This is a genomic window from Paenibacillus sp. cl123 (genome assembly GCF_900101595.1).
Taxonomy (GTDB): Bacteria; Bacillota; Bacilli; order Paenibacillales; family NBRC-103111; genus Paenibacillus_G.
Genome location: NZ_FMYY01000015.1, coordinates 1 through 26,900 on the forward strand (window position 1 = coordinate 1; position 26,900 = coordinate 26,900).

A 26,900-nucleotide genomic window follows, 5' to 3' on the forward strand; every position below is an offset into this window, starting at 1 on the left:
TGCGGAAGTGGCTCAGCGGTAGAGCATCGCCTTGCCAAGGCGAGGGTCGCGGGTTCGATTCCCGTCTTCCGCTCCAAATTTCCACTTGATTTACGAGAAATTTCATGGTTAAATTGTAGTGTTCTATGCGGAAGTGGCTCAGCGGTAGAGCATCGCCTTGCCAAGGCGAGGGTCGCGGGTTCGATTCCCGTCTTCCGCTCCATGATTGGGGTAAGCCGGTATGGCGGAACTGGCAGACGCGCGCGACTCAAAATCGTGAGGGAAACCGTGGGGGTTCGAGTCCCTCTACCGGCACTTATTATTATCGGGACGTAGCTCAGCTTGGTAGAGCACCTGGTTTGGGACCAGGGGGTCGCATGTTCAAATCGTGTCGTCCCGATACTTACACGCGGGTGTAGTTCAATGGTAGAACTTTAGCCTTCCAAGCTAATAGCGTGGGTTCGATTCCCATCACCCGCTCCATATTCAAGTTCCAGTAGCTCAGCTGGATAGAGCAACGGCCTTCTAAGCCGTCGGTCGGGGGTTCGAATCCCTCCTGGGACGCCATTCTAATAAATAACGGTTATGATATAAACCGCTGAAAGCCTTGATGTATAAGGGCTTTAGCGGTTTTTTAATTGTATTTCATATTGCCGTATTCTCTGTAGGAGCTAGGGGTTCAGAGGGCTTTGAGCGGACAACGGCATGATCCGCCAGTAGAAGAAAGACAAGACCAGTCTGGCAATCATTCGCGAATTCACGTATAATGAAAGAAAAGCGCAGGCTCCGGTAGAGCTCTGCATTTAATTTAAACGTTTCAATTATGAATGAGAGGCGGCGTTGGCATGTTTGATTTGACTGGAAAAGTGGCTTTAGTAACGGGAGGAGCTGTTGGCTTAGGAGGAGGAATTTCTCTCGGACTCGCGAAGGCTGGAGCGGATATAGTCATCATCACCAGCAATGACCGGTCCCGTGAGGTTCAGGATCAGATCGAAGCTATGGGCCGCAAGGTGCATACAATCGTTGCCAATCTGATGGACGAAAGTGTGCTGGAGGGCGTCGTTCAAGAGGCTTCGTCGGTTTTTGGTAAAATCGACATCTTGGTTAACAACGCCGGTATTATTCGCCGTACGCCTGCTGCAGATCATGCGGCCAATGACTGGCATGATGTATTAAGCCTTAATCTGAACTCGGCGTTTTTCCTATGCCAGCTCGTAGGACGCGAGATGATTAAGCAAGGATCAGGCAAAATTATTAACATCGCATCGATGCTGAGCTTCCAAGGCGGCATTAACGTGCCTGGCTACACGGCTTCTAAGCATGCTATCGCCGGGGTAACCAAGGCTCTTGCCAATGAGTGGGCTGGGAAGGGCGTACAAGTCAACGCGATCGCCCCAGGTTATATGTCAACGGACAACACAGCGGCTATCCGGGCGGATGAAGACAGGAACGCCCAGATTCTGGCTCGTATTCCTGCCGGACGTTGGGGAACGCCCGAAGATCTTCAAGGCCCGGTTGTATTCCTTGCCTCGGCAGCTTCGGATTATATGAGCGGTCACGTGCTGTGCGTAGACGGCGGATGGATGAGCAGATAATGAGCCAACCAGGGAACAGCATTCAGGAGCAGATGTTTCAGCCGGAAATTATTACGTTTGGCGAATCGATGGCATTGATGATGCCTGAGAATACGAAGGGGATCGAGTACTCCTCTCAGTTCCAATCCTTGTTTGGCGGTGCTGAAAGCAACGTCGCCATCGGCGTTTCCCGCTTGGGACGCCGGGTCGGCTGGTTCGGACGACTCGGGAAGGACCCGTTTGGCCGGATGATCCTCAAGAAGATCCGCGGCGAAGGGGTCGAGGTATCTCGTGCCGAGCTTACGGCTGAAGCTCCAACAGGGCTGATGCTGCGGGAAGTCGTATCGGGGAAAACCTCCGTTTACTACTATCGTAAAGGTTCTGCAGCCAGCCTGATGAGACCGGAGCATCTGGATGAAGCCTATATCAAGCAGGCGAAGTACCTGCACGTAACGGGGATTACCATGGCTCTAAGCCAGTCGGCGAGGGAAACGGTGAAGGAAGCGGTACGTCTTGCCAAGAAGCATGGCGTACGTGTATGCTTTGACCCCAATCTGCGCCTTAAGCTATGGACAATCGAGGAGGCGCGCGGCGAGCTTTTGGAAATGGCCAAGGAAGCCGATTTCTTCCTGCCGGGACTCGATGAACTGAAGCTGCTATACCAGACGGAGAACTTCGACGAGATTACGGCCAAGCTGCGTGAGCTGCCCGGCGTGTCCATCGTGAAGGGCGGCGATGAGGTTACTTACATTGTAGAGAAGACTTCGCTCACGGAAGTGCCCTATTTCAAGGCAGAGCGCGTCGTAGATACGGTAGGGGCTGGAGACGGCTTCTGTGCCGGGTTCTTTGTCGGTCTGCTGAAGGACTACGGGCTGCCGGAAGCGGTGCGCCTGGGCAACTTGATCGGCTGCATGGTCGTGCAGACGGAGGGAGACTGGGAAGGAATCCCGACGTGGGAACAGGTTGAGGCCTACTTGAACAATGAGAAGCATGTAGAACGCTAAAGCGGTGGAATTGAAAAGCTATTTGAAGCATGCGACGGAGAAATCCGGCAAGGTCAAGCCTCTTTGCCTTTGCCAGAGATAACGAACGTGTCTGTAGTCGTACAGGGAAGCCCCTGCAGGCTACTCCACATCCGGAAACATGGCAGGATAGAATCGGCAACCAAAGAAGGGAAGAGAATCAGGCAATGAAAAAATTGAAGCTGGTGCAGCAAATTGTAGAGGAAGGCGTAGTAGCGGTTCTGCGTGGAGATACGCCGGACGAAGTGGTGGAGATGGCCGAGCAGGCGATTGCCGGCGGGATCAAGGTCATTGAAGTGACTATGACGGTTCCCTTCGCCCTTCAGGCTATTGAAAGGCTTGCCAAAACGTACTCCAGTACGTCGGCCGATCCGTCCAAATATGCGATTATCGGCGTTGGCACTGTACTTGATCCGGAGACGGCGCGGGCAGCCATCCTCAGCGGGTCGGAGTTCGTTGTCGGCCCATCCCTCAATCCGGACACGGTCACCTTATGCAACCGGTACCGCGTACCCGTGATGCCGGGCGTCATGACGATTCAGGAAATTCAGAAGGCGCTGGAGCTGGGCGTGGACGTCGTGAAGCTGTTCCCGGGCAATCTGTATTCCCCGGCTATGATCAAGGCGATCAAGGGGCCGCTGCCGCAGGCTAACATCATGCCGACAGGCGGCGTTTCTCTGGGCAATCTGGGGGAATGGATCAAGGCCGGAGCGGTAGCGGTCGGGATCGGCTCGGATCTGACGAGCGAAGCCGTGAAGACGGGCGATTACAGCCTCGTGGCGAAGAGAGCGGCGCAATATATCGAAGCTTATCGGACAGCCAAGGCATAAGAAAATTGTCCGTCAAATAAATTAAGGAACGTTATACCCGAGAAGGGGTAACGTTCCTTTTTTGCGTTTACGCGTGGCATTTACGGAATTCCCCGGGCGTCTCGCCCGTCAACTTTTTGAACATGCGGATAAACGAGGTTACATTACGGTAACCGATATGCTCGCCGATCGATTGAATACTCAGCTCGGAAGTAACAAGAAGCTCTTTGGCCTTTCGGATGCGGATGCGATTCAGGTGATCGATGAAATTGCGGCCCGTTTTCTCCTTGACATAGACGGATAAATAGGCGCTGGACAGCTGCAGCCGTTCTGCGATCTGATCCAGGGAAATATCGTCGCCATACCCGCGTTCGATCGTTTGGAGGACGTAATCGATAACATCGTCCTTCGGCTTCTTATGACTTTGCCGAATAAGGCCGAATGTCGTAACCAGGGAATCAAGCGCAGCCCGGAATTCGTCCATCGTCAGGCAGCTGTGCAGGTCTTCGGAACAATCCGTCAATCGGCGCAGGTTATCCGGAGCCACCTGCTGCTGCTCCAGGGTTACGGCGAGACGGGAAGCTACATGCTCCGCAAACAGTCTGACCTGCAGCAGGGTAGCGTGCCGGCGCTCCATGGCATTCAGCATCCGGTGGATCGTCTCCAAGCACAGCCGTTCATGACCGGATTGTATATGCTCAAGTAATTGCTGCTCCTGCTCGCCCGAGAAGACAAATAAAGCGGGTATTTGATCCAGAGAGGTCATGATCTGTGTCTCATCCCGGGGCAGCGCCTGCCGCAGCATGGCCGACACTTGACTGTAGGCGGCGCTAAGCGCCGAGCCTGTCTCGAATAAGGCGCTGACAGCGACGGAGACCAGATACAGCTGACGATCCTGATCGAGCTCGTCCTTCAGGGCCGCCAAGCGCAGCTGAATATCCGCCCGGTCCTCGGGCCTCCGGGTGAATACGATGGAGATCAGCTGGTTATTTTCAATCTGAAACGTATGCAGCTGCCGGCCGCAGCCTGACAGCGCCGACTCCGCCCGATCCTTGATGCGGCGCTTGATGGCTTTGCTCAACGCTTCTTTATGCCTGCTCTGCATCTGGTAGAGCACCACTAGAAAAGGGCCCTCCGCATCCACAAAATCCCGCCAATCGGTGATGCCGGTATGCAGACTTTTGAGCTTCGCCAAATAGCTGTACTGAGTGAGCAGCGCTTCATGGCTGCGCAGCTCCCCTGTCATCTGTTCGCGCTCCTCCGTCAGCCTTCCTATATGCCGGCTGATCGTATCGAACTCCCGGATGGTTGTCCGTACCCGGTGAGAAGGGCTGACCGATTGCTGCAGCGAGGCGAGAATTTGTTGGACGGGCAAGTGGAGTCTGCGGCTGAACCAATAAGATAAGCCAAGCGCAAGAATGAAGGACAAGAGCAGAACGCTCGTCTGCACGGTCCGGAGCTTGCTAACCTGGGCGGCGATAGCGGCATACGGCACGGCTGTCGCATAACGCAAGCCATCATTCGGATCGGTATAGGTGAAGAAATACCAATCGCCAGCAAGACGGGCAGATTCTCCTTGCTCCAGTGTAGGCCAATCGCTTATTCCTAACGAGGATGAGGAACGATACAGCGGTTGACCGTCCGCAGACTCGATGAGAAACGGAGCATCGCCTAGCAGGGAAGCAGTCAGCCGCTCCATATCGATCATCGCGATTATCATATAATTGCTGCCGGGCAGCTGGAACGTAAACGGCAGAAGCGGTCTGGTCCTCGATTCAAAGGAATCGAGCGGATAGTTCTGAGCCGGATGAAGCCGGTAGCTGCCGCCGGTCACGGCAAATTGCTCCTGCCAGTAGGCGGATGTATAGGGCGGATGAAAGGCAGGCAGAGCATCAAGCGTAACCGAGCTGGCGCTTCCCTGTTTATCCGCCATGAATGAATTGGAGCGGTACAGTACCATAAGGTTGTCCAAATAATAGATCGGATTAGCTGCGGACTCCCGCAGACGCTTGACGATATCGACAACAAGCCAATAGTTTGCATCGGCCTTTTCTTCCGGCAGCAGCTGCTTGTTGAAGGCGACCAGGGAAGGCTCATAATAAGCCTGAAATAAGACAGTTCTCAGCCGTTCCCAATGTGCCTGGTAGCCGGCGGAGGCATGACGGAGTGCGTTATGGCTCGTGCTGATGAGCTCCTGCTGAATGATGCGTTGGAAGTAAGAAAATACAACCAGATTAAATCCGGACAACAGCACAATAATGGTCAGGAAGCTCATGAACAAGCGGACAAGCAAGGTTCTGCGCTTCATTAAGCTTGATTCCATAGAAGTCCCTCCCGAATTCATCCATGCTTATTGAGTAGAGGATGCTATCTTGATGCTAACAGGTTGTAATTCCATCAGGCAACCCATTTACAAAACCTTAAAGCAAAGCCGTTGATGGACGGACAATCCAGCAATGGCGCAGCATTAGGCGGATTGCCGAAAGAGAGGAAGGAAGAAACGGTATGCCGGATAAAAAAGGGTCAATTTATTTTTGGCTGGCGAAGAGCTAGTATCGAGAACGTAAACGGCGCCGAGGGAGGTGAATGCTTGTGAACGAAGCGACGCTGAAGACGAAGGATTATCGCACAGAGAAGGCACGAGGCGGAAGACGAACGAACCGCTGGAGGAAAATTTGGAGCAATTGGCAGCTATATGCGCTCCTGGCTCCGGTCATGCTGTACTTTATTGTCTTCGACTATGTACCGATGTACGGCGTGCAAATTGCATTCAAGGATTATTTGGCCACCAAAGGAATTTGGGGAAGTCCATGGGTCGGCTTTCGCCACTTCGAACGTTTTTTCGAAAGCTTTTATTTCTGGAGACTGCTGAGAAATACGCTGCTGATCGGGATTTACCAGATCGCAGCCGGGTTCCCGGTACCGGTTCTGCTGGCGCTGATGATTCATGAGGTCCGGCAAAAAAAGCTGCAGCAGTGGGTGCAAACGATTTTGTACGCGCCGCATTTTTTGTCCACGGTCGTGGTGGTAGGGCTGCTGTTTATTTTTCTGTCGCCCGAGACGGGGCTTGCCAATCATCTGCTTGGCGCATTGGGGCTGGAGCCCATCGCCTTTCTGACCGACCCGGCCTGGTTCAAGCATGTCTATGTGCTATCCGGCGTCTGGCAGCAGATGGGCTGGAACTCCATTATTTACTTGGCCGCGCTGGCGGCGATCGATCCGCATCTGCATGAAGCGGCCCAGATGGACGGAGCGGGCAGACTGCGCCGCATCTGGCATATTCAGCTGCCGGGACTGCGGCCGACGATGATCATTTTGCTTATATTGAACATGGGCAGCGTGCTTGGAGTAGGCTTCGAGAAAATATATTTGCTGCAAAATGCGCTGAATATGCAGGCTTCGGACGTCATCGCGACTCATGTGTACCGAAGCGGTATTCTTGGAGCGGAATACGGCTTCTCCGCCGCGATCGGTCTGTTCAACTCCGTGATCAATTTCGCCATACTGGTGACGGTCAATGCGATCGCAAGACGGGTGAGTGAAACGAGCCTGTGGTAAGGACAGCGCTGAGAATGGAAGCCGTCAAACAACAAGTGAGGGAGAGGAGGGCCGAGATGAAAGCAAGCCCGTCGGATCGCATGTTTTCAGCCGTTATTTACCTGGTGCTGGCGCTTATTGTGCTGGTGGTCGTCTATCCGCTTTATTTCGTCTTAATCGCTTCAATCAGCAGCCCGGATTTGGTACTCAGCGGTCACATCACGCTCCTCCCGCAGGAGCTGACGGTCCGCGGCTATACGAAGCTGCTCGACAATGCGGAGATTTTGCGCGGCTACGGCAATACGATTCTGTACACAACGCTCGGCACCGCGATCAATGTGGCGTTAACGGTAGCGGCCGCTTACCCGCTGTCGCGGCGGGACTTGGCCGGCCGACATTGGATTATGGGCATGATGGTATTTACGATGTTTTTCAGCGGAGGTCTTATTCCGACCTATCTGCTGGTCAAGCAGCTCGGCCTGTTGAACTCGATGTGGGCGATGCTGCTGCCAAGCGCCGTATCCGTGTGGAATATCGTGCTGATGCGGACGTTTTTTCAGAACGGCGTGCCGTTCGAGTTGCAGGAGGCGGCCACGATCGACGGCAGCTCCCCTATGCGGACGCTGTGGAGCATCGTGCTCCCGCTGTCGGCTCCCATTTTGGCGGTCATGGTGCTTTTCTATAGCGTGGGGCATTGGAATGCGTATTTTCACGCCCTGATCTTTTTGTCCGACCGGGAGCTGTATCCGCTGCAGCTGATCTTAAGGGAGATACTCGTGCAGGGGGAAATGAAGGACATGGTCGATGTCGCGGACGGCTCGCTTACCGATACGCTGCTGGATGCCGAATCGATCAAATATGCGATTGTGATCGTAGCGAATTTGCCGGTACTGCTCTTATATCCGCTATTGCAAAAATATTTTGCCAAAGGCGTGCTCGTTGGCGCCCTTAAAGGATAAATCAAACAAATACAGGAGGAATGAATAGGATGAAAGCTCAGAAAACGACGGCAGCTCTTCTGACGGCGGTCATGACAGCAGGTCTGCTCACTGCATGCGGGGGCACGGGAGCGGGGACAGGCGCAAGCCGGGAGGCGAACAAGTCGGATGGTCCAGCGGTGAATCCGTCCGGCATGCCGATCGTGAATGAACCGCTGAAGCTGAAGTTTTTCACCGGCAAGTCGCCGCAAACCGGCAATAAATTCGAGGATACGCTGGTCTGGAAGGAATATGCCAAGCAGTCGAATATTGAGGTAGAGTTCCAGCTCGTGCCGTTCGAGAGCTTGACGGAGAAGCGCAACCTGGCGCTGGCCAGCGGCGATTATCCGGATGCGTTCTATTCGGCCCGCGTACCGGCGGCGGACATGATGAAGTATGGCAAGCAGGGCGTATTTATCCCGTTGAATAATCTGATCGAGCAGCATGCTCCGAACCTCAAGAAGCTGATGGAGAAATACCCGGATCTGAAGAAGGCGCTGACGATGCCCGACGGCAATATTTATTCCTTCCCGACGTTCTACAGTCCGGAATTTCTGCCGATGCTGATCGGTACGCCGATGTGGATCAACAAAAATTGGCTGGACAAGTTCGGGATGAAGGAGCCCGAGACGACGGAGGAGTTCTATCAATACCTCAAGGCGGTGAAGGAGAAGGACCCGAACGGCAATGGAGAAAAGGATGAAGTGCCGCTTAGCGGGATGTTCGGCGTAATCACGATTCAGCGTTATATCGCCGGAGCGTGGGGTCTGGGCAACCGCGGAGGCGTGGTGCATCCGTATGTGGATGTGAATCCGGACGCTCCGGACAAGCTGAGATTCTACCGGACCGACGCTAAATACAAGGAAGTGCTGCAGTATATGCATAAGCTGTATGCGGAGGGGCTGCTGGACAAGGAGGTCTTCACGATCAAGGACGCGGCCCTGTATGCCAAAGGCGCTAAAGGTCTGCTCGGCGCAACCTTCGTGCCGCATCCGCAGGCGGTCATGAACCAGACGGGCTATGTGGGCCTTGGAGCTCTCAAGGGGCCTCATGGCGACCAGATGTTTGTTTCGGTTAAAAATCCGGTAGCCTGGCCGGGCGCATTCGTCCTGACCGACAAAAACAAAAGTCCGGAAGCGACCGTCCGTTGGATGGATCATTTCTACGGCGATGAGGGGGCAACGTTCTATTTCATGGGACAGAAGGATGTCACCTATACGCAGAAGCCGGACGGTTCGCTCGAATACGTGGACGACATTAAGAAGAACCCGAATGGTCTGACCTTGGACCAGGCGGCGGCAAGACATTTCACCTGGCCGGGCGGCAGTTATCCGGGTTATGTGCAGGAGAAATATTTCAAGGGCTCGGAGAGCTTGCCCGAATCGTTGGAGGCCGGAGAGAAGGCTTCCAAGCATCTCATCAAGGAAATGTGGTACGGCTTCAACTTCACGGAGGAAGAAACGGCCTTCATGACCTCTAAGGGAGCCGACATTCACAAGTATATTACCGAGATGGAGGCCAATCTGATCAACGGCACCGCTTCGTTCGACGACTGGGACAAATATGTGGCTGCCGTGCAGAAGATGGGGCTTGATGAATACTTGACTATCTACAAAGCGGCGTACGATCGGTATTCGGGCAAGAAATAGGAGCTCTGTTTCGGAGAGGAAAAAAGGGACCGCATGGCGCAAATTGCGCTTGTGCGGTCCCTTTACTTAATTTTGTATTCGGAATCCTTGCATGATTGGGGAAAGGATGCAAAAAAAGATAGGGCGTTTATATGTAGCGGCAAATCAAATTCCAAAAAAACAGAGACCTTCCGAAGTGAATCGGAAAGGTCTCTTTATTTAATGGGCCGACTTCCATTATACCGTTTTTACTTGCCTGCGCCCGATGAACTACTCCGTAGCGACGGATTGATCGGCTTGCAGACCGACAGGCGCAATCCGTACGAAGCTGGTCTGCAGATTGTTCAGCAGATGCTGAATGCCCGCGGCGGCGTTTTCTTGTCCGGAGTTCACTAGCTCTGCATGATAAGCGCTGAGCAGCTCGGTCAAGTCTTTGGCGCTCTGTAAGCCGATCGGCTCGACTTTAACTTTGGCGCCTTTGGCAATCCGGCGCTGCAGAGCAGCTTCGTCCAGTCCCATCTCAGGGACGAGACGCTGGTAGATCACGCCGCCGGTCATCCCTGCGCAGATCCATGGACCCGGGTCGCCGAGCACGACAGCGCGGCCGTTGGTCATGTACTCGAAGGCAAAGCCCTTCAGGTTGGCGCGGGCAGCCAGACCGCCCAGCTCATCCTGCAGCGGGGAAGTGATTTCCCCGCCGAATACGACGTCTGCGCCGGAGAAACGGATGCAGGCGCGCGTATCGGCATTGCCTTGGATCAGGAAGAGCCCCTTCTGAGCGCCATAGCCGAACGACTTGCCGACCGAACCGTTGATAAACTGCTTGTGCTTGCCTGGCGCCTTCAGGATGGCTACTTTACCGCCGAGCGACATTTTGCCTACGCCGTCCTCAGCGCCGCCATGTACGGTAATATCGACGCCGCGTGCGTTGAAGGCAGCCAGACCGTTGCCCGGTACGGAGCCTTCCGTGATGTTGATGCTGACCTTCGGCAACTGGTCGTAGCTGCCGTCGAAGCGGTCTCTGACCCGGTGGCTGGAGTAACGGCTGCCGAGAATACGCGATTCGGCGTCGATGTTCGTCCAGTTGCGTTCTACCGGAGCATCGAAGGAGACCGATTCAGGGAACAGGTCGAGCCCTTCAGCGCCGGCTGCGATCCGGATATCGGACGATACTACGGTCGCCGCGGCTACTTGCTCCTCGGCTTCTCTCGCCATTTGCTGGGCAGCGGCGAAGGAAAGCGGTGCAGGACGGAGCAGGTCGGACAGATCGATGCGCTCCAGATGGCTGACTTGCTTCAGCAGATCCGAGCGGCCGACGAGCTCCTGGGCATCCTTGAAGCCCAGCTCGGCGACAATTTCACGGATTTCCTGGCCGATACCGCCGAACAGACGAACGAGCGAATCGACGGCGGTGTCATATACCCGAGGCACGAAGCGGCGAAGGCCCTTCTCCTCGGCTTCCTCCAACGAATCGATCTGGGTGGCGATCCCGACATGGCAAGTATCCAGATGACAGCCGCGGCAGGTTGTACAGCCTACCGATTGCATGGCGATCGATCCGAAGCCGACGCGGTTGGCGCCGAGCATGAACATCTTGACAACGTCTGCGCCGGATTTCATACCGCCATCCGACCAAAGCTCAACTTGATGACGCAGACCTGCTTCGATCAACGCCAGGTGAGCCAGCTTGGTGCCGATCTCGGTAGGCAGACCGACATGCGTGATCGAGTGAATGCGCGCCGCGCCGGTGCCGCCGTCGAAGCCGGACAGGGTGATGACATCCGCGCCTGCTTTGGCCACGCCGACCGCAATCGTACCTACGCCCGGAACGACTGGAATCTTCACGATGATCTTCGCTTGACGGCCGCTTGCTTCCTTCAACTCGGAGATGATCTGAGCCAAGTCTTCAATCGAGTAAATATCATGGTTGTTCGACGGCGAAATCAGGTCGGAGCCGATCGTGGCATTACGCGCCAGCGCGATCTTGGCCGTAACCTTGGAGCCCGGCAGGTGACCGCCTTCGCCCGGCTTGGCGCCCTGGCCGATCTTGATCTCCAGGAATGCGACGGCCGTAGCCAGCTCCACGTTGACGCCGAAGCGGCCGGAAGCGACTTGGGCGCCGCGGGTACGCTTGTAGCGGCCAAGCATATCCTTGATCTCGCCGCCCTCGCCGTTCATCGTGACCATGTTCAGGCGCTCGCCGGCTTCGGCATAAGCGCGGAACGCCGTTTCATTCTGCGAGCCGAACGACATGGACGAGATCAGCATCGGCAGATCATGGCCCCCGATACCGATATGCACGTCAGCCGGATCAAGCGGCTTGCGGCCTTCGGCACGCGCCTTCTCTATATCGAAGTCCGCTACGTGGCGGATCGAGATGCCGTTTTTCTTCTCTTCCTCGCGCAGCTTATCCCGGTAATCGGCATACGGCGCCACGCCGGAGGCAGCATCGCCGAGAGCCTTCCACATGCGCTGGAAGAAACGGAAGTTTTTCGCCGCTTTGGCCTTCGGGTTGGAGAAGTCGTTGTAACGGGCTTCCGCTTGAGCTTCGAGCTCGGCAAAGCCGGTCCCGGCCTTCTCGCTGCCCAGGTAATTGACGATATCGAGCACCTCCGCCACCTCCGGCTTCAAGCCGATGGAGGAGAAGAAGCGGGTATAGCCGCGCAGTTCATGCGTTCCGATCGTGGAGATGACCTTCTCCAGACCTTTCATCAGCGCTATAAATACTTTGCGGGCGGCAGGCGCGCCGTCTTTGGCGGCAGCTGTCGCGAACATCAGGTAAGGAGACAGCACATCGGCGCCCAAGCCGCAGGCTACCGCGATATCATGCAGGCTGCGGATAGCTGCGCTGCGAAGGACGAGCGTCGTCTGACGGCGCAGGTTGTCCCCATAACCGAGCTTTTCGCCGCGGAGAGCGATGTCTACCTTGGACACGGCCAGATGCGGCTCGATCCACAGACGGTCGTTCTGATGTGAGCCGGCGTCATCCAGAATCAGGAGGGCCGCGCCTTGGCGGACGGCTTCGATCGCGTCCGTCGCCAGCTGATCCAGCGCCGCCTGCAGGGAAGTACCGCGGGCAAAGGTTGTAGACAAGGTAGCGACAGAATCGCCGAACATAGCTTTCAGCTGCTCATAGCTTGGCTGCTTCAGCTCGGACAAGGAATCTGCGCCGTTGCTGCCCTCGAGAACGACCGGGTAAAGCAGCTCAAGACGCAGACGGTGATCCGGCTGGCCGTATACTTTAGGACGCGGGCCAACGACGACGCGGGTTGAGAAATGCTCCATCTCGCGGTCGCGGTCGATCGCAGGGTTGGTGACGACGGCTACGCTTTCCTTGATGTAGTCCGGTATATTCACGCGCTCCCAGGCAAGCGCCGCATGCGGGCTGTCATGTCCGAGCGAGCGGATCGGCTCTGCTCCGGTCTCGGCGGTCGTCTCGATCATCTGAATGCCGTCGCGGTCCCAGCCGTACGCGCTGTAAAGCGAATCGGAAGGCACGATGTCAGCGGATGCCTCAACTTCAGTTGCCGGCACTTCGTTATACAGATGCTTGCGCAGTCCTTCAAATCCGATGCGAGCCTTAGCGCGCTCCAGCACGAGGCTTTGGACCTCATAATAAGGGATAACCTGCACATGCTCGCCCGGCGTCAGGATGACGCCGATCTTCTCGCCCGGTGCGATCGGCTTCGGCTCGGCCACCATGTCGCCTACCGTAATAACGCCTTGCTCGGAGGAGAAGTACAGGGACGATTCGCTTTCGACCATCCAGACGGGACGCAGTCCAAGCGCATCGACGCTGAAGATGCATTCGTTGCCGTAACGGGACACGATACCTGCCGGACCTTGAGCATAATGGCCCCAGGCTTGGCGGTAATACACATACAAGTCTTGCATTTCGGGACGGAACAGCTTCATTTCATTGTGAATGGGAGGAAACACGATCTCCATAGCCTCGAACAAGCTGACGCCTGAACGGTGAATGAAAGTTTCGATCGTACGGTTCATATCCTGGGAGTCGGAGCCGCCGTCTACGAGCGGAACGCCGACCATATCGGCTTCGATGCGCAGCTTCTTGACCGTATTGATTTCTCCGTTGTGGCCGAGCAGGGAGAACGGCTGTACACGGAAGAAGCTGGATTGCGTATTGGTGGAATAACGGTTATGACCAATCGTTACCTGAGCGGCGAACAGAGGGTCGCGCGTATCATTGTAATACTTGGGGAGAATGCTCGCGGCGCCCATCACTTTATAGGCGGCCGTCACATTGCTGAGCGTAGCGACATGCACGGCATATTTCGCTTCGATCGCAACATGCAGCTCGAACAGATGGTCGGCGGTCTTCACACCCTGCTTGTCGCAAAGGCCGGCGATCTGCCAGAACGTAGGCTCGTCATTCAGACCGTTCGGTCCGAGCACGCTGCTGTCAACCTGGTTCTCCTGCTCAAGCAAAACGCTCACTTCGAATTGACCGAACAGCCCGCGAATGCCGTTTTGCATCTCGGCAACCGAGATATCCAGCTTGCGCGGCACGAAAATATGGGCGACGGAGAAGCGCTCGTCATAAGCCAGCTTGCCGTCCAAACCGGCTTCCGTCAGCTTTTTCTCCCACAAAGCGCGCGGAATGTCGGTCAAGATGCCGCAGCCGTCCCCTTCGCCGTTGATAAAGCCGGAGCGATGCTCCATTTTTACCAGGGCGTCGATCGTTTTCTGGATATTCTGGCGGGACGGGAACCCGTCTTTCTCAACGATACAAATGATGCCGCAGCTGTCATGCTCTGTGGCAAGTAAATTTTGAAAGCGACCTTCATCACGCATTACTTGATTCATTCTCTTGGTCAGCAGGCTGACCTTCACCTCCCGGTAAATTTAATGTCGGATTCATGGTAAATCCAGGACCTTGCATGCTGGAAAGAAAGCGGACAAACCGAACGTACAGTGTTATGAATAAAAATACATTTATTCTGTATAACCGTAATTGGCTTCGCTCCAACCGTCTTCTGAAAGCTATGCGTATAAGTGCGGAAAAGCTAAAATTAATGATGGCTTCTGCCTCAAAAAACCTGCATATCTTCAAGGTGAAACCTAACAAAAACCTTACATAGAGCCGTTTTTTTCATTTTCAGAGTAGTACTAGAATAACATGAAATTTAACGATAGACAATAGAACATTCCACCTTTCAATGATATGTAAGCGCTATCCAAGCTGTATAACTGGTGAATAAAGGCAATTTTAAGTCAAAAATAAAGACTGTGTAAAAAACGAACGAACTATCATCAAATACTGATAATAGTTCGTGATTTGGGTGATAAATGGTTTTTATTACCGTTTCGCTTCGGCCGACCCTCTGGACATCCTCTCAAAAGCAAACTGCGCCGCTTCCAAAGTGAAATGAACGTCTTCCTCGGTATGAGCCGTTGTGAGGAACCAGGCCTCGTATTTGGAAGGGGCGAGGCAGATGCCTTGATCCAGCATCAACCGGAAGAAGTCGGCGAACTGATCGCCGTCCGTAGCCTGCGCTTCCTCATAGTTCGTTACCGGATGATCGCAGAAATGCGTGGAGAGCGCGCCGCAGATGCGGTTGACCGTCAGCGGGATGCCATGCGTCCGCGCGGCTTTGGCCAACCCGTCGCCGAGCAGGCCCCCAAGCCGGTCCAGATGCTCGTAGGTGCCCGGCTGACGAAGAGCTTCCAGGCATGCGATGCCTGCCGAGATCGAGGCCGGATTCCCCGCCATCGTCCCTGCCTGGTAGGCGGGCCCGAGCGGGGCGACCTGCGACATAATGTCGGCCCGGCCGCCGTATGCGCCGATAGGCAGTCCGCCGCCGATAATTTTGCCGAGCGCCGTGAGATCCGGTTCGATCGCCGCCAAGTCGGTGCCTGCAGGCAATCCCTGGAACGTCTGCGTTGTACCGTAATGGAAGCGGAAGGCTGTAATAACCTCGTCGTAGATGACGAGCGAGCCGTTGCGCCTCGCCGCGGCGCATAAGGCTTCCAGGTAGCCGGGAGCCGGCATGACCATCCCGAAGTTGCCCACGATCGGCTCGACCATTACCGCGGCTATTTCATTGCTCCAGCGATCCAGCGCCTGCTCGAGCGCGGGCATATCGTTGTAAGGCACGGTGATGACCTCATGGGCGATGGAGGTCGGGATGCCGGCGCTATCCGGAATACCGAGCGTAGAAGGCCCTGAGCCCGCCGCCACAAGCACAAGATCGGAGTGGCCGTGGTAGCAGCCGGCGAACTTGATGATTTTCGTGCGTCCGGTATAAGCGCGGGCGACGCGGATCGTCGTCATGACCGCCTCCGTCCCGGAGTTGACGAAGCGGACCTTATCGAGCGACGGGATAGCTTCCTTCAGCATCCGGGCAAACTGAATCTCCAGCTCGGTCGGCGTTCCGTACAAGGTGCCGTTCTCCGCGGCGCGGCAGATCGCCGCGGTGACATGAGGATGGGCATGCCCCAGGATGATAGGGCCGTAAGCGGCGAGATAATCGATGTACCGATACTCGTCCGCATCCCAGAAGTAAGCGCCCGATCCCCGCTTCATGAAAACCGGAGCGCCGCCGCCGACAGCCTTGAAGGACCGCGACGGGCTATTGACGCCTCCTACGATATGCTCGAGCGCTTCTCCATACAGCAGCTCCGAGCGGGTTTTATGCTTGCTTGCAGGTTTAGATTGAAAAGCCATAACGAATCCGATCCTTTCTTTGTTGCGATCATCCGGGGTTGGAATCATCCGGGCAGCCTGAGGGGCGGCTCGATCATTTTTATTTGGTTCATTATATAGCAAGATGAGCTGTTCGCCAACAATTGGCTGTAGGTACGGCAAAAAGCGTCCGCCGGAGGGGCCGACGGACGCTTGCGGGATGGTGCGCGGTAATGCTTGCAGTTATTTCTTGCCTGTATTCGCATTGGCCGCCGGCTTGGCCGTTTCCGAGCCGGCTTTCTTCGCAGGCTCGGCGAAGGGGTCGCGTCCGGCGAGCAAGTCTTGCACATACTTGTGCAGCTTATCCTTGTTCACGCTGATCACTGCGGCACCGCCGATCCGCTTCTCGACGAGCAGCTCTGCGGGTGGAATCTGGGAGCTGGCCATGCCTTCCGTTTTCGCCTCCAAAGCGAGAGTGCCGAGCTTCAACATGTCGCCGGTGGCCAGATTCGTCTCGATATACGGATCGATGCTGTTCAAAATCATCGGCATCCGGATGAGCGAGCTGGTCGTCTGCATCTTCTGGGCGACGGCGGCCATAAATTTGCGCTGGCGCTCCGTCCGGGAGAAGTCGCTGAGCGCGTCATGACGGAAGCGGACATACTGAAGGGCCGTCTTGCCGTTTAATTGCTGAAGCCCCTTCTTAAGATTGATGTCGAATTCGGGTTCCTCCGAATCACGGTATTTCATATCCTTCTCCACATCAAGCTCTATGCCGCCGATCGCATCCACCAGTGCCATAAACCCTTGGAAGTCCGTGTATACATAATATTGAATAGGAATGCCAAGCAGATCGCTTGCCGTCTTCATCGCCAGATGAGGTCCGCCGAGGGCTACAGCCGTATTGATCCGGTCATCGCCATGGCCGGGCACCTTGACATAAGTGTCGCGCAGAATGGACAGCAGCACGGCTTGCTTAGTAACAGGATCGATTGAGGCGACCATCATCGAATCGGAACGCGGGACTTCATTTTTTTTCAGGCCGCGGGAGTCTCCTCCAAGAATCAGCACATTGACCCGTTCCTTGCCCTCCCACTTGGGCGGAATCAAGGATTCGGCGCTGACGCCTCCCGTTTTTTTAGTCGTAAGCGCGGGGAATTTGGTAGATTCGGGTTTGCTTTGGATATTATTGGCGAACTTCATAAATCCATATGTATAATAACCTACGCCCGCAAGTATCAGAATAAGGACGACGACAAACAAACGCTTGATTGTACGTGCCATCTGTGGAATCCCTTCTTTCGCTTTTGGATGCTTTTCCTGCTGCCCGGGTTCGTGTATCATAACGTAGTGACGGTTTATAGGTTCCCGAAAATTTCATTTCATTATACCGGGTAACGCAGTAAAACCGCAAGCTTCGGCAAATTATGACAGGAGGCTACCACCTATGTCGCTAGCCATCGACGTGCACAACCTGCGCAAGGAATTTCAGGTTCAGAAAAACCGCGAAGGGCTCAAGGGCGCTTTCCGCGATCTGTTTAGAAGAGAGTATAACCATGTAAGAGCCGTCAAAGACATCAGCTTTCAAATCCCGAAAGGCGAAATTTGCGGATATATCGGGGAAAATGGTGCAGGCAAATCGACCACGATCAAGATGCTGACCGGCATCCTCGTCCCGACTGCGGGGGATATCCGGGTCAACGGATTTATTCCGCATAAAGAGCGGGAGGCCTTCGTGCGCGGGATCGGCGTGGTGTTCGGTCAGCGCAGCCAGCTCTGGTGGGACCTCGGAGTGGTGGAGTCGTTCCGGCTGCTGAAGAAGGTATACCGGGTGCCGGACGGTGATTACAAGCTGCGGATGGACGAGCTGATCGACCGTCTGCAGCTGGGCGAGCTGCTGAACCGCCCGGTACGCAAGCTGAGTCTCGGACAGCGGATGAGGTGCGAGCTGGCCGCATCGCTGATCCATAACCCGTCGATTTTGTTTCTGGACGAGCCCACGATCGGTCTGGACATCGTGGTAAAGACGGAAATCCGCGAGTTTCTAAAGTCGCTGAACAGCCGCTACGAAACGACGATCCTGCTGACGACCCATGACCTGCAGGATATCGAAGCCCTCTGCTCCCGGGTGATCATGCTCGATGACGGGAACATCATCTATGACGGCGGGCTGGAGGAGCTGAAGGAGCGTTGGGGCAAGGGCAAGGAAGTGCATCTGCGCTTCGCGCAAAGCGTCCGGCTGGAGCAGCTGCGCGGGCTGACTCAGGGGCTTGATGTCGAGTGGTCGCTTGAGAATGAGCTTACGGCCAAAGTCTGGATCCCGCAGAAGAGCGCGGGCGTATCCGAAGTGCTGGCCCGGGTCGTTCATGTCGTCGGCATCGAGGATATTAAAATTGTGGAGACCGGCACGGACGACATCGTGCGGGAAATCTACAAGTCCGGCTCGGCCGAGACCAGGTCGGAGACGGACGAGGCTAAGGCGGATAGCGAACGGGAAGTGGCTTCGCATGTCTAACGCTTATCTGGAAATCATCCGCATCCGCTTCCTGATGATGCTGGCCTACCGTGTGAATTATTACAGCGGCATTATTATTTATGCGCTCAATATCGGCGCTTATTACTTTCTATGGAAGGCGATCTACGGCACTAAGGAAGTGCTGGGGGGACTTACCTTGGAACAGATGACCACCTATGTGGCGGTAGGGTGGATGGCCCGCGCCTTCTACTTCAACAACCTGGACCGGGAGATTGCGAATGAAATCAAGGACGGCAGCGTAGCGGTCCAGTTTATCCGTCCCTACAATTATATATTGGTCAAGCTGATGCAGGGGCTGGGAGAGGGGCTGTTCCGGCTGCTGCTGTTCTCAACGCCGGGTATGGTCATCGTGTCGCTGCTATTCTCCGTGAAGCTGCCGACCGACCCGAAGCTGTGGGTGATCTTTCTCATCATGCTGTTCTTCAGCTTCCTGATCAATACGCAGCTGAATATTATCACCGGCCTGAGCGCATTTTTCCTGGAAAACAATGAAGGCTTGATGCGGATGAAGCGGGTCGCCGTCGATCTGTTCTCCGGTCTGGTCGTGCCGATGTCGTTTTTCCCGGGCTGGGCGGAAGGCATCTTGAAGCTGCTGCCGTTCCAGGCGATTACGTATTTGCCCGGCAAGGTATTCACCGGGGCGGTCTCCGGCGGCGCAGCCTATCACGGTCTGCTGGTGCAGATCCTGTGGGTCGTGCTGCTGCTGGCGCCGCTGTACATCCTGTGGCGAAGCGCCCGGACGCGATTGTTCGTACAGGGAGGGTAGAGCTGTGTTCTTTTATACGGGACTTGTCGTCGATTACTTGAAAAACTATATGAAAACGCGCCTGACCTACCGCTCCGACTTCTGGATCGAGGTGCTGTCGGATTTATTGTTTAACGGTCTGAACTTATTTTTCATTCTTGTTGTATTCGGACATACGGCTTCCATCGATCAGTGGAACGAGCAGCAAGTATTGTTTATATACGGCTATTTTATGGTGCCGTACGGGATTTTCATCAGCTTCTTCAACTTATGGAACTTTAGCGAAAAGTATATTGTGAAGGGCGAGATGGACCGGATACTGACCCGGCCCGCTCATAATCTGGTGCAGCTGATGCTGGAGAACATGGACCCGTCCTCGCTGTTCAGCGCGCTCGTCGGTTTGCTGATCATGTGCTTTACGTGGCCGCAGCTTGGTCTGGATTTCACCTGGTCCGATCCGTTTCTGTTCCTGCTGCTGGTATTCGGCTCTATTCTAATCTATGCGGGCGTGTACGTTTTCTTCACCGCTCTGTCGTTTTTCTCCGACGCGCCTACCGGCATTACAGCGCTGCTGTGGAATTTGCAGAACTACGGGCGTTACCCGATGACCATCTACAACGGAGTCATGAAGTTCGCTTTGACCTGGGTGCTGCCGTTCGGCTTCGTCGGCTTCTATCCGGCAGCTTACTTCCTGGACCGGGAGAACTGGGGAGATTTTGCTTTGCTTACGCCGATCGTGGGCGTTGTGTTTTTCTCCATCGGTCTGGCCGTCTGGAATTACGGGGTCAAGCGGTACCGCGGCGCGGGATCTTGAGGGCGACCCAGGGAGACTGCACGGCCGCAAGGCGCGCGCATCATTTTTGCGACGGGTTGCAATCTCCGAATTCAAGTCCGCTAAACAGCGGTACAACCAGGCCGTCCGCTTGCCAAATCGGACGGCCTGGTTGTATAATGCGGCGAATTGGATTGTCAGGAAGGAGAAACAGACAATGCAAGCATTGACCATAGGACAGTCTGTCCCCGACTTTACGCTCCCTGCCTCGAGCGGGGAGGATGTTTCGCTCAGCCAGTTTCGAGGGCGGCATATCGTGCTGTACTTTTATCCGAAGAACATGACGCCCGCATGTACGGAGGAGGCATGTCAGTTCCGTGACTACTCGGGCCAGTTCTCCCGGCTGAATACGTCAGTCATAGGCATCAGTCCGGACCCGGTTCGCTCGCACCAGAGGTTTGCGGCCAAATACGAGCTGCCGTTCCCGCTGCTCTCGGACCCCGAGCATGAGGTCGCGGAGCTGTTCGGAGTTTGGGCGCTCAAGAAGCTGTATGGGCGGGAGTATATGGGCATCGTTCGCTCCACCTTCCTGATCGATAAGGAAGGCAGGCTGGCGAAGGAATGGCGCGGCATTCGGGTGAAGGGGCATCTGGAGCAGGTGCTTCAGGCCGTGAAGGAGCTTGAATCTTAGCAGAATGGTTTGACGCAACCGGTTTCCGGCGGCAATTGCCGCGGAGCCGGTTTTTTTAATATCGGCCTACCGGACATAATTTGCATACGGGTATTCGCCGGCTCTCCCGGTGATCCGGCATCCGCCGCGAGGCTTGGGGCTTGCATAATGGGTGGCGGGACATTTTTTTCCGGCGCTTGCCGGTCAAAAGATGTCTCTACCGCGCTGCCCGCAGCAGTTCTACACTGAGACCAGAACGAAAGACAAGGGAGGCTGAAGAGGTGAATTGGTGGTCATCGAACAAGCTTCGTCTGATTCAAAACAATCTGAGAGAAGCCGATGCGGATATGGATGTAGACAAGCTGATCTCGGAAGTCAAACAGTATGAAGCCAATGTGCTGATGATGAATGCTGGCGGTATGTTTGCTTTCTACCCTACAAAGCTTGATTGCCAGTATGTGACGCCTTACTTGAAAAAGGATTTGCTCGGCGAGGCGGTGGCCAAGGCGCATGCTAACGGGCTTCGCTTCATTGCCCGGTTTGATTTCAGCAAGGCGCATGAAAGCCTGTTCAAGCGCAGGCCGGAATGGTTTTACCGGACAAGGACGAACCGGGAGGTCAACTATGACGGAATCGTGCATACCTGCCTGAACAGCGAGTACCAGCAGCAGCATTCGCTTCGGATGATTCACGAGGTGATTACGAACTATCCGGTGGACGGCATTTTCTTCAACATGTTCGGGTACCAGCACTGGGATTACAGCGGCAACCACTACGGTCCCTGCTACTGCGGCAACTGCCAGCGGCGATTCCAGGAGATGTACGGGCTTGATCTTATGCAGTACGAAGGACCCGAGCATGAGCTGCATAGCAAGTATAAGACCTTCCAGGAGATAACGGTTCGCGAGATTCTGCAGAGGATTCAGACGGAAGTGAAGGCTGCGAGACCGGATGTGGCGATTTGCACTTATTTTCCCGATTATGTCGATATCATCCGCAAGGAATCGAATACGGCGCTGCACCGCAGCCTGCCGCTCTGGCTATACTCTGCTTCCGAGAATGTGGCGTCGGTTCAGAACAACTGGGACGACAAGCTGGTCAGCAACTGCTGCATCAATGCAATCGACTTGACGTACCGCTTCACAGGAATATCCAGGCATGAAGTGGAGATACGGCTTTATGAAAATATAGCGAACGGGTCGGGGCTTGACTTCTGTATCATCGGAGCGTTTGACGGCTATCCGGATAAAGCTAATCTGGATGCGGCGAAGGCGGTCTTCCGATTCCATGCCAGGCATGAAGGCCGGTACGGCGAGCTGCAATCGATGGCGGACGTGGCGCTGATCAAGCCGAAGTCGGCGGGGGACGGGCAGGCGCAGAAGGAATACGAGGGATTGTTCAAGATGCTGAAGGAGTCGCGCATCCTGTTCGACGTCGTTCTGCAGGAGCGTCTGACCGAACGCCGGGAGGCTCTTCAGAGGGTTAAGGCGATCATACTGCCTGCTATAGCGGAATTGAACGATGCGCAGAGGGAGACATTGGCCGGTCTGCAGCGCGAAGGGATTCATCTGATCGCCACCGGCCGGGCTTTGCAGCAGGACCAGGCTTCGCTGGAGCAGCTGTTCGGAGCAGCCTACAGCGGCAGTTCGAACGTCAAGCCGGGCTCCTATCTGGATGTCTCGGATACACAGTGGTTTCCGAGCCTGGCCCGGCGGGACTGGATCATCGCCGAGCAGGCCTTCGCTTATATGACGTTCGAGCCGGGAGCGCAGTGCCTGATGCCTTATATATCACCGGCTTCATTCGGTCCGCCGGAGCGGGCTTACGGACATGCCTTAAGCGAATGGCGGGGGCTGGGCATCGCGAATCGCGGCGGGAGCGGCGCTTATTATCCGTGGAACCCGGGAGCGCTGTATGCGCGCCATGGGTTCGAGGATCACAAGCTGGTTGTGACTGATGTGCTGAGCCGGCTGCTGTCCGGCAAGCTGCGGCTGTCCGTCGAAGCGCCCCCCTGCACCGAGTGGTTTCTGCACCGGCAGCCGGATGGCAGCCACATGCTGCAGGCGCTGAATTTGTCCGGCTTCAACGGCACCACCTACAGCCGGCCGCTGCCGCTGGACGGTATGCGGGCCGAGCTGCGCGGACTGCCTGTTCCGCAGCGGGTATACTCCCTCCGTACCGGACAGCCGGTGCCTTGGCAGACGACGGAGGCGGGGATCGCGGTCACGGTCGAGCTGCCTGAGGTATACGAGGCCCTCATTATCGAATACACAAGAGAAACCTTAACTTGAAACGAGGTGCTTGGACATGAAAGCTGATGCTGCCGCACATCCGCGAGGAGCGGGTCTGGCCCGCTCCGGCGGGCTGCTTGCCCGTATTTTGCAGCATAGGGCCATCTATCTGCTGGTGCTGCCCGGTCTGCTTTATTTTCTGCTGTTTAAATTTGTTCCGTTGTGGGGGCTGCTGCTGGCCTTCAAGGATTATAACCCGTTTCTCGGCTTCGCCGGGAGTCCGTGGGTCGGCCTGAAGCATTTTTCCTCGCTGTTTGCGGATCCTAACTTCTATCTCATGCTGCGCAATACGTTTGCGATTAATCTGATCGCGCTGATCTTTCATTTCCCGTTGCCTATTCTGCTGGCGTTGATGCTCAACGAGATACGGCATGAGACGTTCAAGCGCTTCAACCAGTCGATCGTATACATGCCTCACTTCCTTTCCTGGGTCGTTGTGGCGAGCCTTACCTTCTTTATGCTGTCGGTTGACGTCGGTGTCGTAAACAAGGTCATATCCGCGGCCGGTCAGGAGACGATTTCCTTTCTGTCCGATCCTAATTATTTCTGGGGCATACTGACCGCCCAGAACATGTGGAAGGAAGCCGGCTGGGGGACGATCATCTTCCTGGCGGCGATGGCCGGCGTCGACCCGCAGCGCTACGAAGCGGCCGTGGTCGACGGGGCGAGCCGGATGAGGCAGATCTGGCATATCACGCTGCCGGCCATCCGTCCGACGGTCATCATCCTGCTCATCCTGCGCCTTGGCAGCATGGCCGATATCGGCTTCGAGCAGGTGCTGCTGATGATGAATCCGCTTATCCTGTCTGTGGGCGAGGTGTTCGATACGTATGCGTATACCCACGGCATCCTGCGCGGGCAGATCAGCGTAGGAGTGACGGTCGGCATGTTCAAAGGAGTGGTCGGCCTCGTATTTATCGTGACCTCGAATTATATCGTCAAAAAACTGGGTCACGAGGGAATTTACTAGACCGGCAAAATGCTGGCAAACCGTTGAACCGAATAGGAGGCAGCCCCATGAGCTTTGTACAGAAAAAACGGATGACCTTGTTCGACTGGGTCAATTACAGCGGGATCACGCTCATTTCTGCGGCCTGCATATTCCCGTTCCTGTATGTATTCAGCGTGTCATTTACGGACCCGCAGGTCTATGTGCCGCTCAAGTTTTACTTATTTCCCGACAAATGGTCGCTGGAGTCGTACCGATATATCCTATCGACCAACAGCTTTCTGAATGCGCTGAAAAGCACGACCTTCATTACGGTGGTCGGTACGATTCTGAATATTATCGTTTCCTTTACGATGGCTTACGGCTTGACGAAGCGGACGTTGCCGGGCCATAAATGGATTATGGGCTGCGTGGTGTTTACACTTGTATTCAGTGCGGGTATCGTACCCAATTATTTGCTGGTGAAGGAGCTGGGCCTGCTGAATTCCTACTGGTCTCTGATCTGGCCGAGTCTGACGAATGCCTGGAGTCTGATTGTAATCAAAAGCTTTATGGATTCGCTCCCGTCCGAGCTGGAGGACGCCGCCCGTATCGACGGATGCTCCGACATCGGCGTGTTTACCCGAATCATTTTGCCGCTTTCGCTTCCGGCTATAGCAGCGTTCACGCTCTTTTTCGCCGTAGCCCATTGGAATACGTATTTCAATGCACTCGTCTATATTGCCGATTCCAAGAAATGGACGCTGCAGATTCTGGTCAAAACGCTGGTCATCGATTCCAACTCCGTGGCCGTGGCCCAGGCGGGCGCAAGCGATGAAGCCGTCGTGCCGCAGGAGACGATCCGGATGGCGTCCATCGTACTCGCCATGGCGCCGATTCTGATCGTTTATCCATTCCTGCAGAAGCATTTTGCCAAAGGAGTTATGCTGGGCTCTGTCAAAGGGTAGGCAGTGGATTATCGGAGTGCGGCGGACATCTTTTTCCGGCCAGCCGGGAGCTTCTATGTTCCTGCTGGAGCAGGTAGTTGCAGAAGCGGACATTTTTTGTATCGAGACCTCTTGGTCAAGTTTTGTCTGTAGGCTGCCTGCTGGCAGCCGATTACGATAAGGGAGAAGGACGGCAAGCCAAGCTTCAGGATTTAATGAAATCGCTTTACTTCACACAAGAAAAGGGAGGACTCACATGAGAAACAGAACTAAAACTTGGACAGCCGGCGTAGCTGCTCTGCTCGCCGTTTCGATGGCGGCGGGATGCAATTCCGGCGCGGGGAGCGAAGGAGCTGCAGGCGCACCGCCTGCGGGAGACGCGGGGAACAAGCCGCTTACGATTAAAATGTTCGCGGGGTTATATAATGAAGTACCGGATATGAACAACGCTTATTGGAAAGAGTGGGAGAAGCTGACGAACGCCAAGCTGGATGTGGAATGGGTGCCCTCCGGCGATCTGAACAATAAGCTGGATCTGCTGCTGGCGTCCGGCGATTTGCCCGAGGTGGTCGCGTATCAGGACAATAACCGGCCGACGCTGGTCAATGCGATCAAGAACGGGGCCTTCTGGGATCTGACGCCGTTCCTGGGGGACTTAAGCCAGTATCCGAACCTGAAGAACAATTTGGCCAAGGACGCATTGAAGTATTTGACCGTCGACGGCAAGATTTATGCGGTTCCGCGTTCCCGCTCCCGGGTGGACGGCGGCATCAAGATTCGCAAGGACTGGCTGGATAAGCTGAACATCCCGGTCCCGAAAACGCTGGACGAATACGAAGCGGCTCTGAAGAAAATCGTGGACAGCGACATGGACGGCAACGGCAAGAAGGATACCGTCGGCCTGTTGTATATCAATGATCCCGTCGCTTCCTTTCAGGCGGCCTTCGGCGTGCTTGATCCGAAGTACAACGAGGAGGGCGGCTTCATCAATCCGCGTCTGACGCCTCAATATACCGAGCTGGTCGCCTGGTTCCGCAAGCTGTATGCGGAGGGCTTGATGTCCAAGGAGTATGCGGTTATGAAGGAGTCGCAGGCGGAGGAGCTGTTCAAGACGAACCGCGCCGCCTCATACGGGCGTCCGATCTGGTGGGATCACGAGTGGGAGAACGCGATGAAGAAGTCTGGTCAGCCGGACGCCAAAATTTTAAACCTGCATCTGAAGGGACCGGGCGGCGACGCCGTAGCGTTGGAGACGGGAGTCGCGGGAGGCTATTACATCTCCAAGAAGGTGCCGGAAGCAAAGGTTAAGCAGCTGCTGGACTACTTCGAGAAAACAGCTTCCCAGGAAATTACGGACTTCGCTTATTACGGACTGCCGGATATTCATCATACCGTGGTGAACGGTCAGAAGGTATTGACGGAGCAGGGCGTGAAGGAGGTCAACACGACGAGCAAGGGCGCGGGCGTGCTCGCTTATGCCAAATGGGGCAAGGTCATCAGCGCATCGGGCGACAAGGCCTACAACGACGCGAAGATCAAGGAAGTCGAAATCTTCGACGAAGTCGGTAAAATCGACCCGTACCGGATCATCTCCAGCGATGCATGGATCAGCACTTGGCCGAAGTATGAGACAGAATTCAAGTCGATGGTCACCAAGGCGATCGTCGGGCAAATATCGATGGAGGAGTACAAGGCGTATGTCGATAAGCTGAATAACCTTCCGGATATGAAGAAGGCGTATCTGGACATGGCCGCCGCCTATAAACAGTTTGCCCAATAACAAGAGTGCCCGAACGGATTAAGGAGAAAGCGGCACGGTTCGCAGGCCGAAGGGAGTGC

The 26,900-nt window shown here is 55.4% G+C and carries 18 protein-coding genes and 6 tRNA genes; 20 read left to right on the forward strand and 4 right to left on the reverse strand.

Annotated features, from left to right (window positions below; translation table 11 throughout):
* Position 1 precedes the first annotated feature (1 nt).
* The 9 genes from BLR08_RS20560 to BLR08_RS20605 all read left to right on the forward strand — a co-directional run bounded on the left by BLR08_RS20560 (position 2) and on the right by BLR08_RS20605 (position 3,405).
* Positions 2 to 76 (forward strand) — tRNA-Gly (locus tag BLR08_RS20560).
* A gap of 51 nt (positions 77 to 127) precedes the next feature.
* Positions 128 to 202, forward strand: a tRNA-Gly gene (locus BLR08_RS20570).
* 12 nt (positions 203 to 214) lie between these two features.
* Positions 215 to 294 (forward strand) — tRNA-Leu (locus BLR08_RS20575).
* 11 nt (positions 295 to 305) lie between these two features.
* Positions 306 to 379 (forward strand) — tRNA-Pro (locus tag BLR08_RS20580).
* A 9-nt stretch (positions 380 to 388) separates the two neighbouring features.
* Positions 389 to 462 (forward strand) — tRNA-Gly (locus BLR08_RS20585).
* Between the two features lie 7 nt (positions 463 to 469).
* Positions 470 to 546 (forward strand) — tRNA-Arg (locus BLR08_RS20590).
* A 278-nt stretch (positions 547 to 824) separates the two neighbouring features.
* Entirely contained in the window at positions 825 to 1,574 is a 750-nt protein-coding gene (kduD, locus tag BLR08_RS20595) for a 2-dehydro-3-deoxy-D-gluconate 5-dehydrogenase KduD (RefSeq protein WP_256257647.1), read from the forward strand.
* The gene (locus BLR08_RS20600; protein ID WP_072331311.1) at positions 1,574 to 2,557 is read left to right on the forward strand and encodes a sugar kinase; all 984 of its coding nucleotides are present in this window, start codon (positions 1,574 to 1,576) and stop codon (positions 2,555 to 2,557) included. The genes kduD and BLR08_RS20600 overlap by 1 nt, the downstream gene beginning before the upstream one ends.
* A gap of 185 nt (positions 2,558 to 2,742) precedes the next feature.
* Positions 2,743 to 3,405: a bifunctional 2-keto-4-hydroxyglutarate aldolase/2-keto-3-deoxy-6-phosphogluconate aldolase gene (locus BLR08_RS20605; protein ID WP_072331309.1), complete on the forward strand. Its 663-nt coding sequence runs from the start codon at positions 2,743 to 2,745 to the stop codon at positions 3,403 to 3,405.
* Between the two features lie 67 nt (positions 3,406 to 3,472).
* Here the strand turns inward: BLR08_RS20605 and BLR08_RS20610 are convergent, their stop codons facing one another.
* Complete coding sequence (locus BLR08_RS20610) at positions 3,473 to 5,707, reverse strand: helix-turn-helix domain-containing protein (protein ID WP_072331307.1); 2,235 nt, start codon at positions 5,705 to 5,707, stop codon at positions 3,473 to 3,475.
* Positions 5,708 to 6,099: 392 nt separating this feature from the next.
* Between BLR08_RS20610 and BLR08_RS20615 the strand changes: the two genes are divergently transcribed.
* From BLR08_RS20615 to BLR08_RS20625, 3 genes are read left to right on the forward strand one after another with little or no spacing between them, the layout of a single operon-like run.
* Entirely contained in the window at positions 6,100 to 6,942 is an 843-nt protein-coding gene (locus BLR08_RS20615) for an ABC transporter permease (RefSeq protein WP_256257652.1), read from the forward strand.
* Positions 6,943 to 6,998: 56 nt separating this feature from the next.
* The gene (locus BLR08_RS20620) at positions 6,999 to 7,880 is read left to right on the forward strand and encodes a carbohydrate ABC transporter permease (RefSeq protein ID WP_072331305.1); all 882 of its coding nucleotides are present in this window, start codon (positions 6,999 to 7,001) and stop codon (positions 7,878 to 7,880) included.
* Between the two features lie 29 nt (positions 7,881 to 7,909).
* Complete coding sequence (locus BLR08_RS20625) at positions 7,910 to 9,547, forward strand: extracellular solute-binding protein (RefSeq protein ID WP_072331303.1); 1,638 nt, start codon at positions 7,910 to 7,912, stop codon at positions 9,545 to 9,547.
* Positions 9,548 to 9,796: 249 nt separating this feature from the next.
* Here the strand turns inward: BLR08_RS20625 and BLR08_RS20630 are convergent, their stop codons facing one another.
* The 3 genes from BLR08_RS20630 to BLR08_RS20640 all read right to left on the reverse strand — a co-directional run bounded on the left by BLR08_RS20630 (position 9,797) and on the right by BLR08_RS20640 (position 17,456).
* Positions 9,797 to 14,341, reverse strand: coding sequence for a glutamate synthase-related protein (locus tag BLR08_RS20630; RefSeq protein ID WP_072331301.1), 4,545 nt, complete (start codon positions 14,339 to 14,341; stop codon positions 9,797 to 9,799).
* A 505-nt stretch (positions 14,342 to 14,846) separates the two neighbouring features.
* Positions 14,847 to 16,214, reverse strand: a complete 1,368-nt coding sequence (locus tag BLR08_RS20635) for a glutamate-1-semialdehyde 2,1-aminomutase (RefSeq protein ID WP_072331348.1) — start codon at positions 16,212 to 16,214, stop codon at positions 14,847 to 14,849.
* Between the two features lie 201 nt (positions 16,215 to 16,415).
* Positions 16,416 to 17,456: an LCP family protein gene (locus BLR08_RS20640; protein ID WP_072331299.1), complete on the reverse strand. Its 1,041-nt coding sequence runs from the start codon at positions 17,454 to 17,456 to the stop codon at positions 16,416 to 16,418.
* 163 nt (positions 17,457 to 17,619) lie between these two features.
* On the opposite strand from BLR08_RS20640, the gene BLR08_RS20645 reads away from it, so the two are divergent.
* The 8 genes from BLR08_RS20645 to BLR08_RS20680 all read left to right on the forward strand — a co-directional run bounded on the left by BLR08_RS20645 (position 17,620) and on the right by BLR08_RS20680 (position 26,841).
* Positions 17,620 to 18,687, forward strand: coding sequence for an ABC transporter ATP-binding protein (locus tag BLR08_RS20645; RefSeq protein WP_072331298.1), 1,068 nt, complete (start codon positions 17,620 to 17,622; stop codon positions 18,685 to 18,687).
* Entirely contained in the window at positions 18,680 to 19,474 is a 795-nt protein-coding gene (locus BLR08_RS20650; RefSeq protein ID WP_072331296.1) for an ABC transporter permease, read from the forward strand. The genes BLR08_RS20645 and BLR08_RS20650 overlap by 8 nt, the downstream gene beginning before the upstream one ends.
* 4 nt (positions 19,475 to 19,478) lie before the next feature.
* Entirely contained in the window at positions 19,479 to 20,267 is a 789-nt protein-coding gene (locus BLR08_RS20655; protein ID WP_072331294.1) for an ABC transporter permease, read from the forward strand.
* A 175-nt stretch (positions 20,268 to 20,442) separates the two neighbouring features.
* On the forward strand, positions 20,443 to 20,916 hold the full coding sequence (gene bcp, locus BLR08_RS20660) for a thioredoxin-dependent thiol peroxidase (RefSeq protein WP_072331292.1): 474 nt from the start codon (positions 20,443 to 20,445) through the stop codon (positions 20,914 to 20,916).
* Positions 20,917 to 21,176: 260 nt separating this feature from the next.
* A complete protein-coding gene (locus BLR08_RS20665; protein WP_072331290.1) occupies positions 21,177 to 23,186 on the forward strand; it encodes a family 10 glycosylhydrolase in 2,010 nt (669 codons plus the stop codon).
* Between the two features lie 16 nt (positions 23,187 to 23,202).
* Positions 23,203 to 24,156, forward strand: a complete 954-nt coding sequence (locus BLR08_RS20670) for an ABC transporter permease (RefSeq protein ID WP_072331288.1) — start codon at positions 23,203 to 23,205, stop codon at positions 24,154 to 24,156.
* 47 nt (positions 24,157 to 24,203) lie between these two features.
* Complete coding sequence (locus BLR08_RS20675; protein ID WP_072331286.1) at positions 24,204 to 25,082, forward strand: carbohydrate ABC transporter permease; 879 nt, start codon at positions 24,204 to 24,206, stop codon at positions 25,080 to 25,082.
* A gap of 235 nt (positions 25,083 to 25,317) precedes the next feature.
* Positions 25,318 to 26,841: an extracellular solute-binding protein gene (locus BLR08_RS20680; RefSeq protein ID WP_072331284.1), complete on the forward strand. Its 1,524-nt coding sequence runs from the start codon at positions 25,318 to 25,320 to the stop codon at positions 26,839 to 26,841.
* Positions 26,842 to 26,900 lie beyond the last annotated feature (59 nt).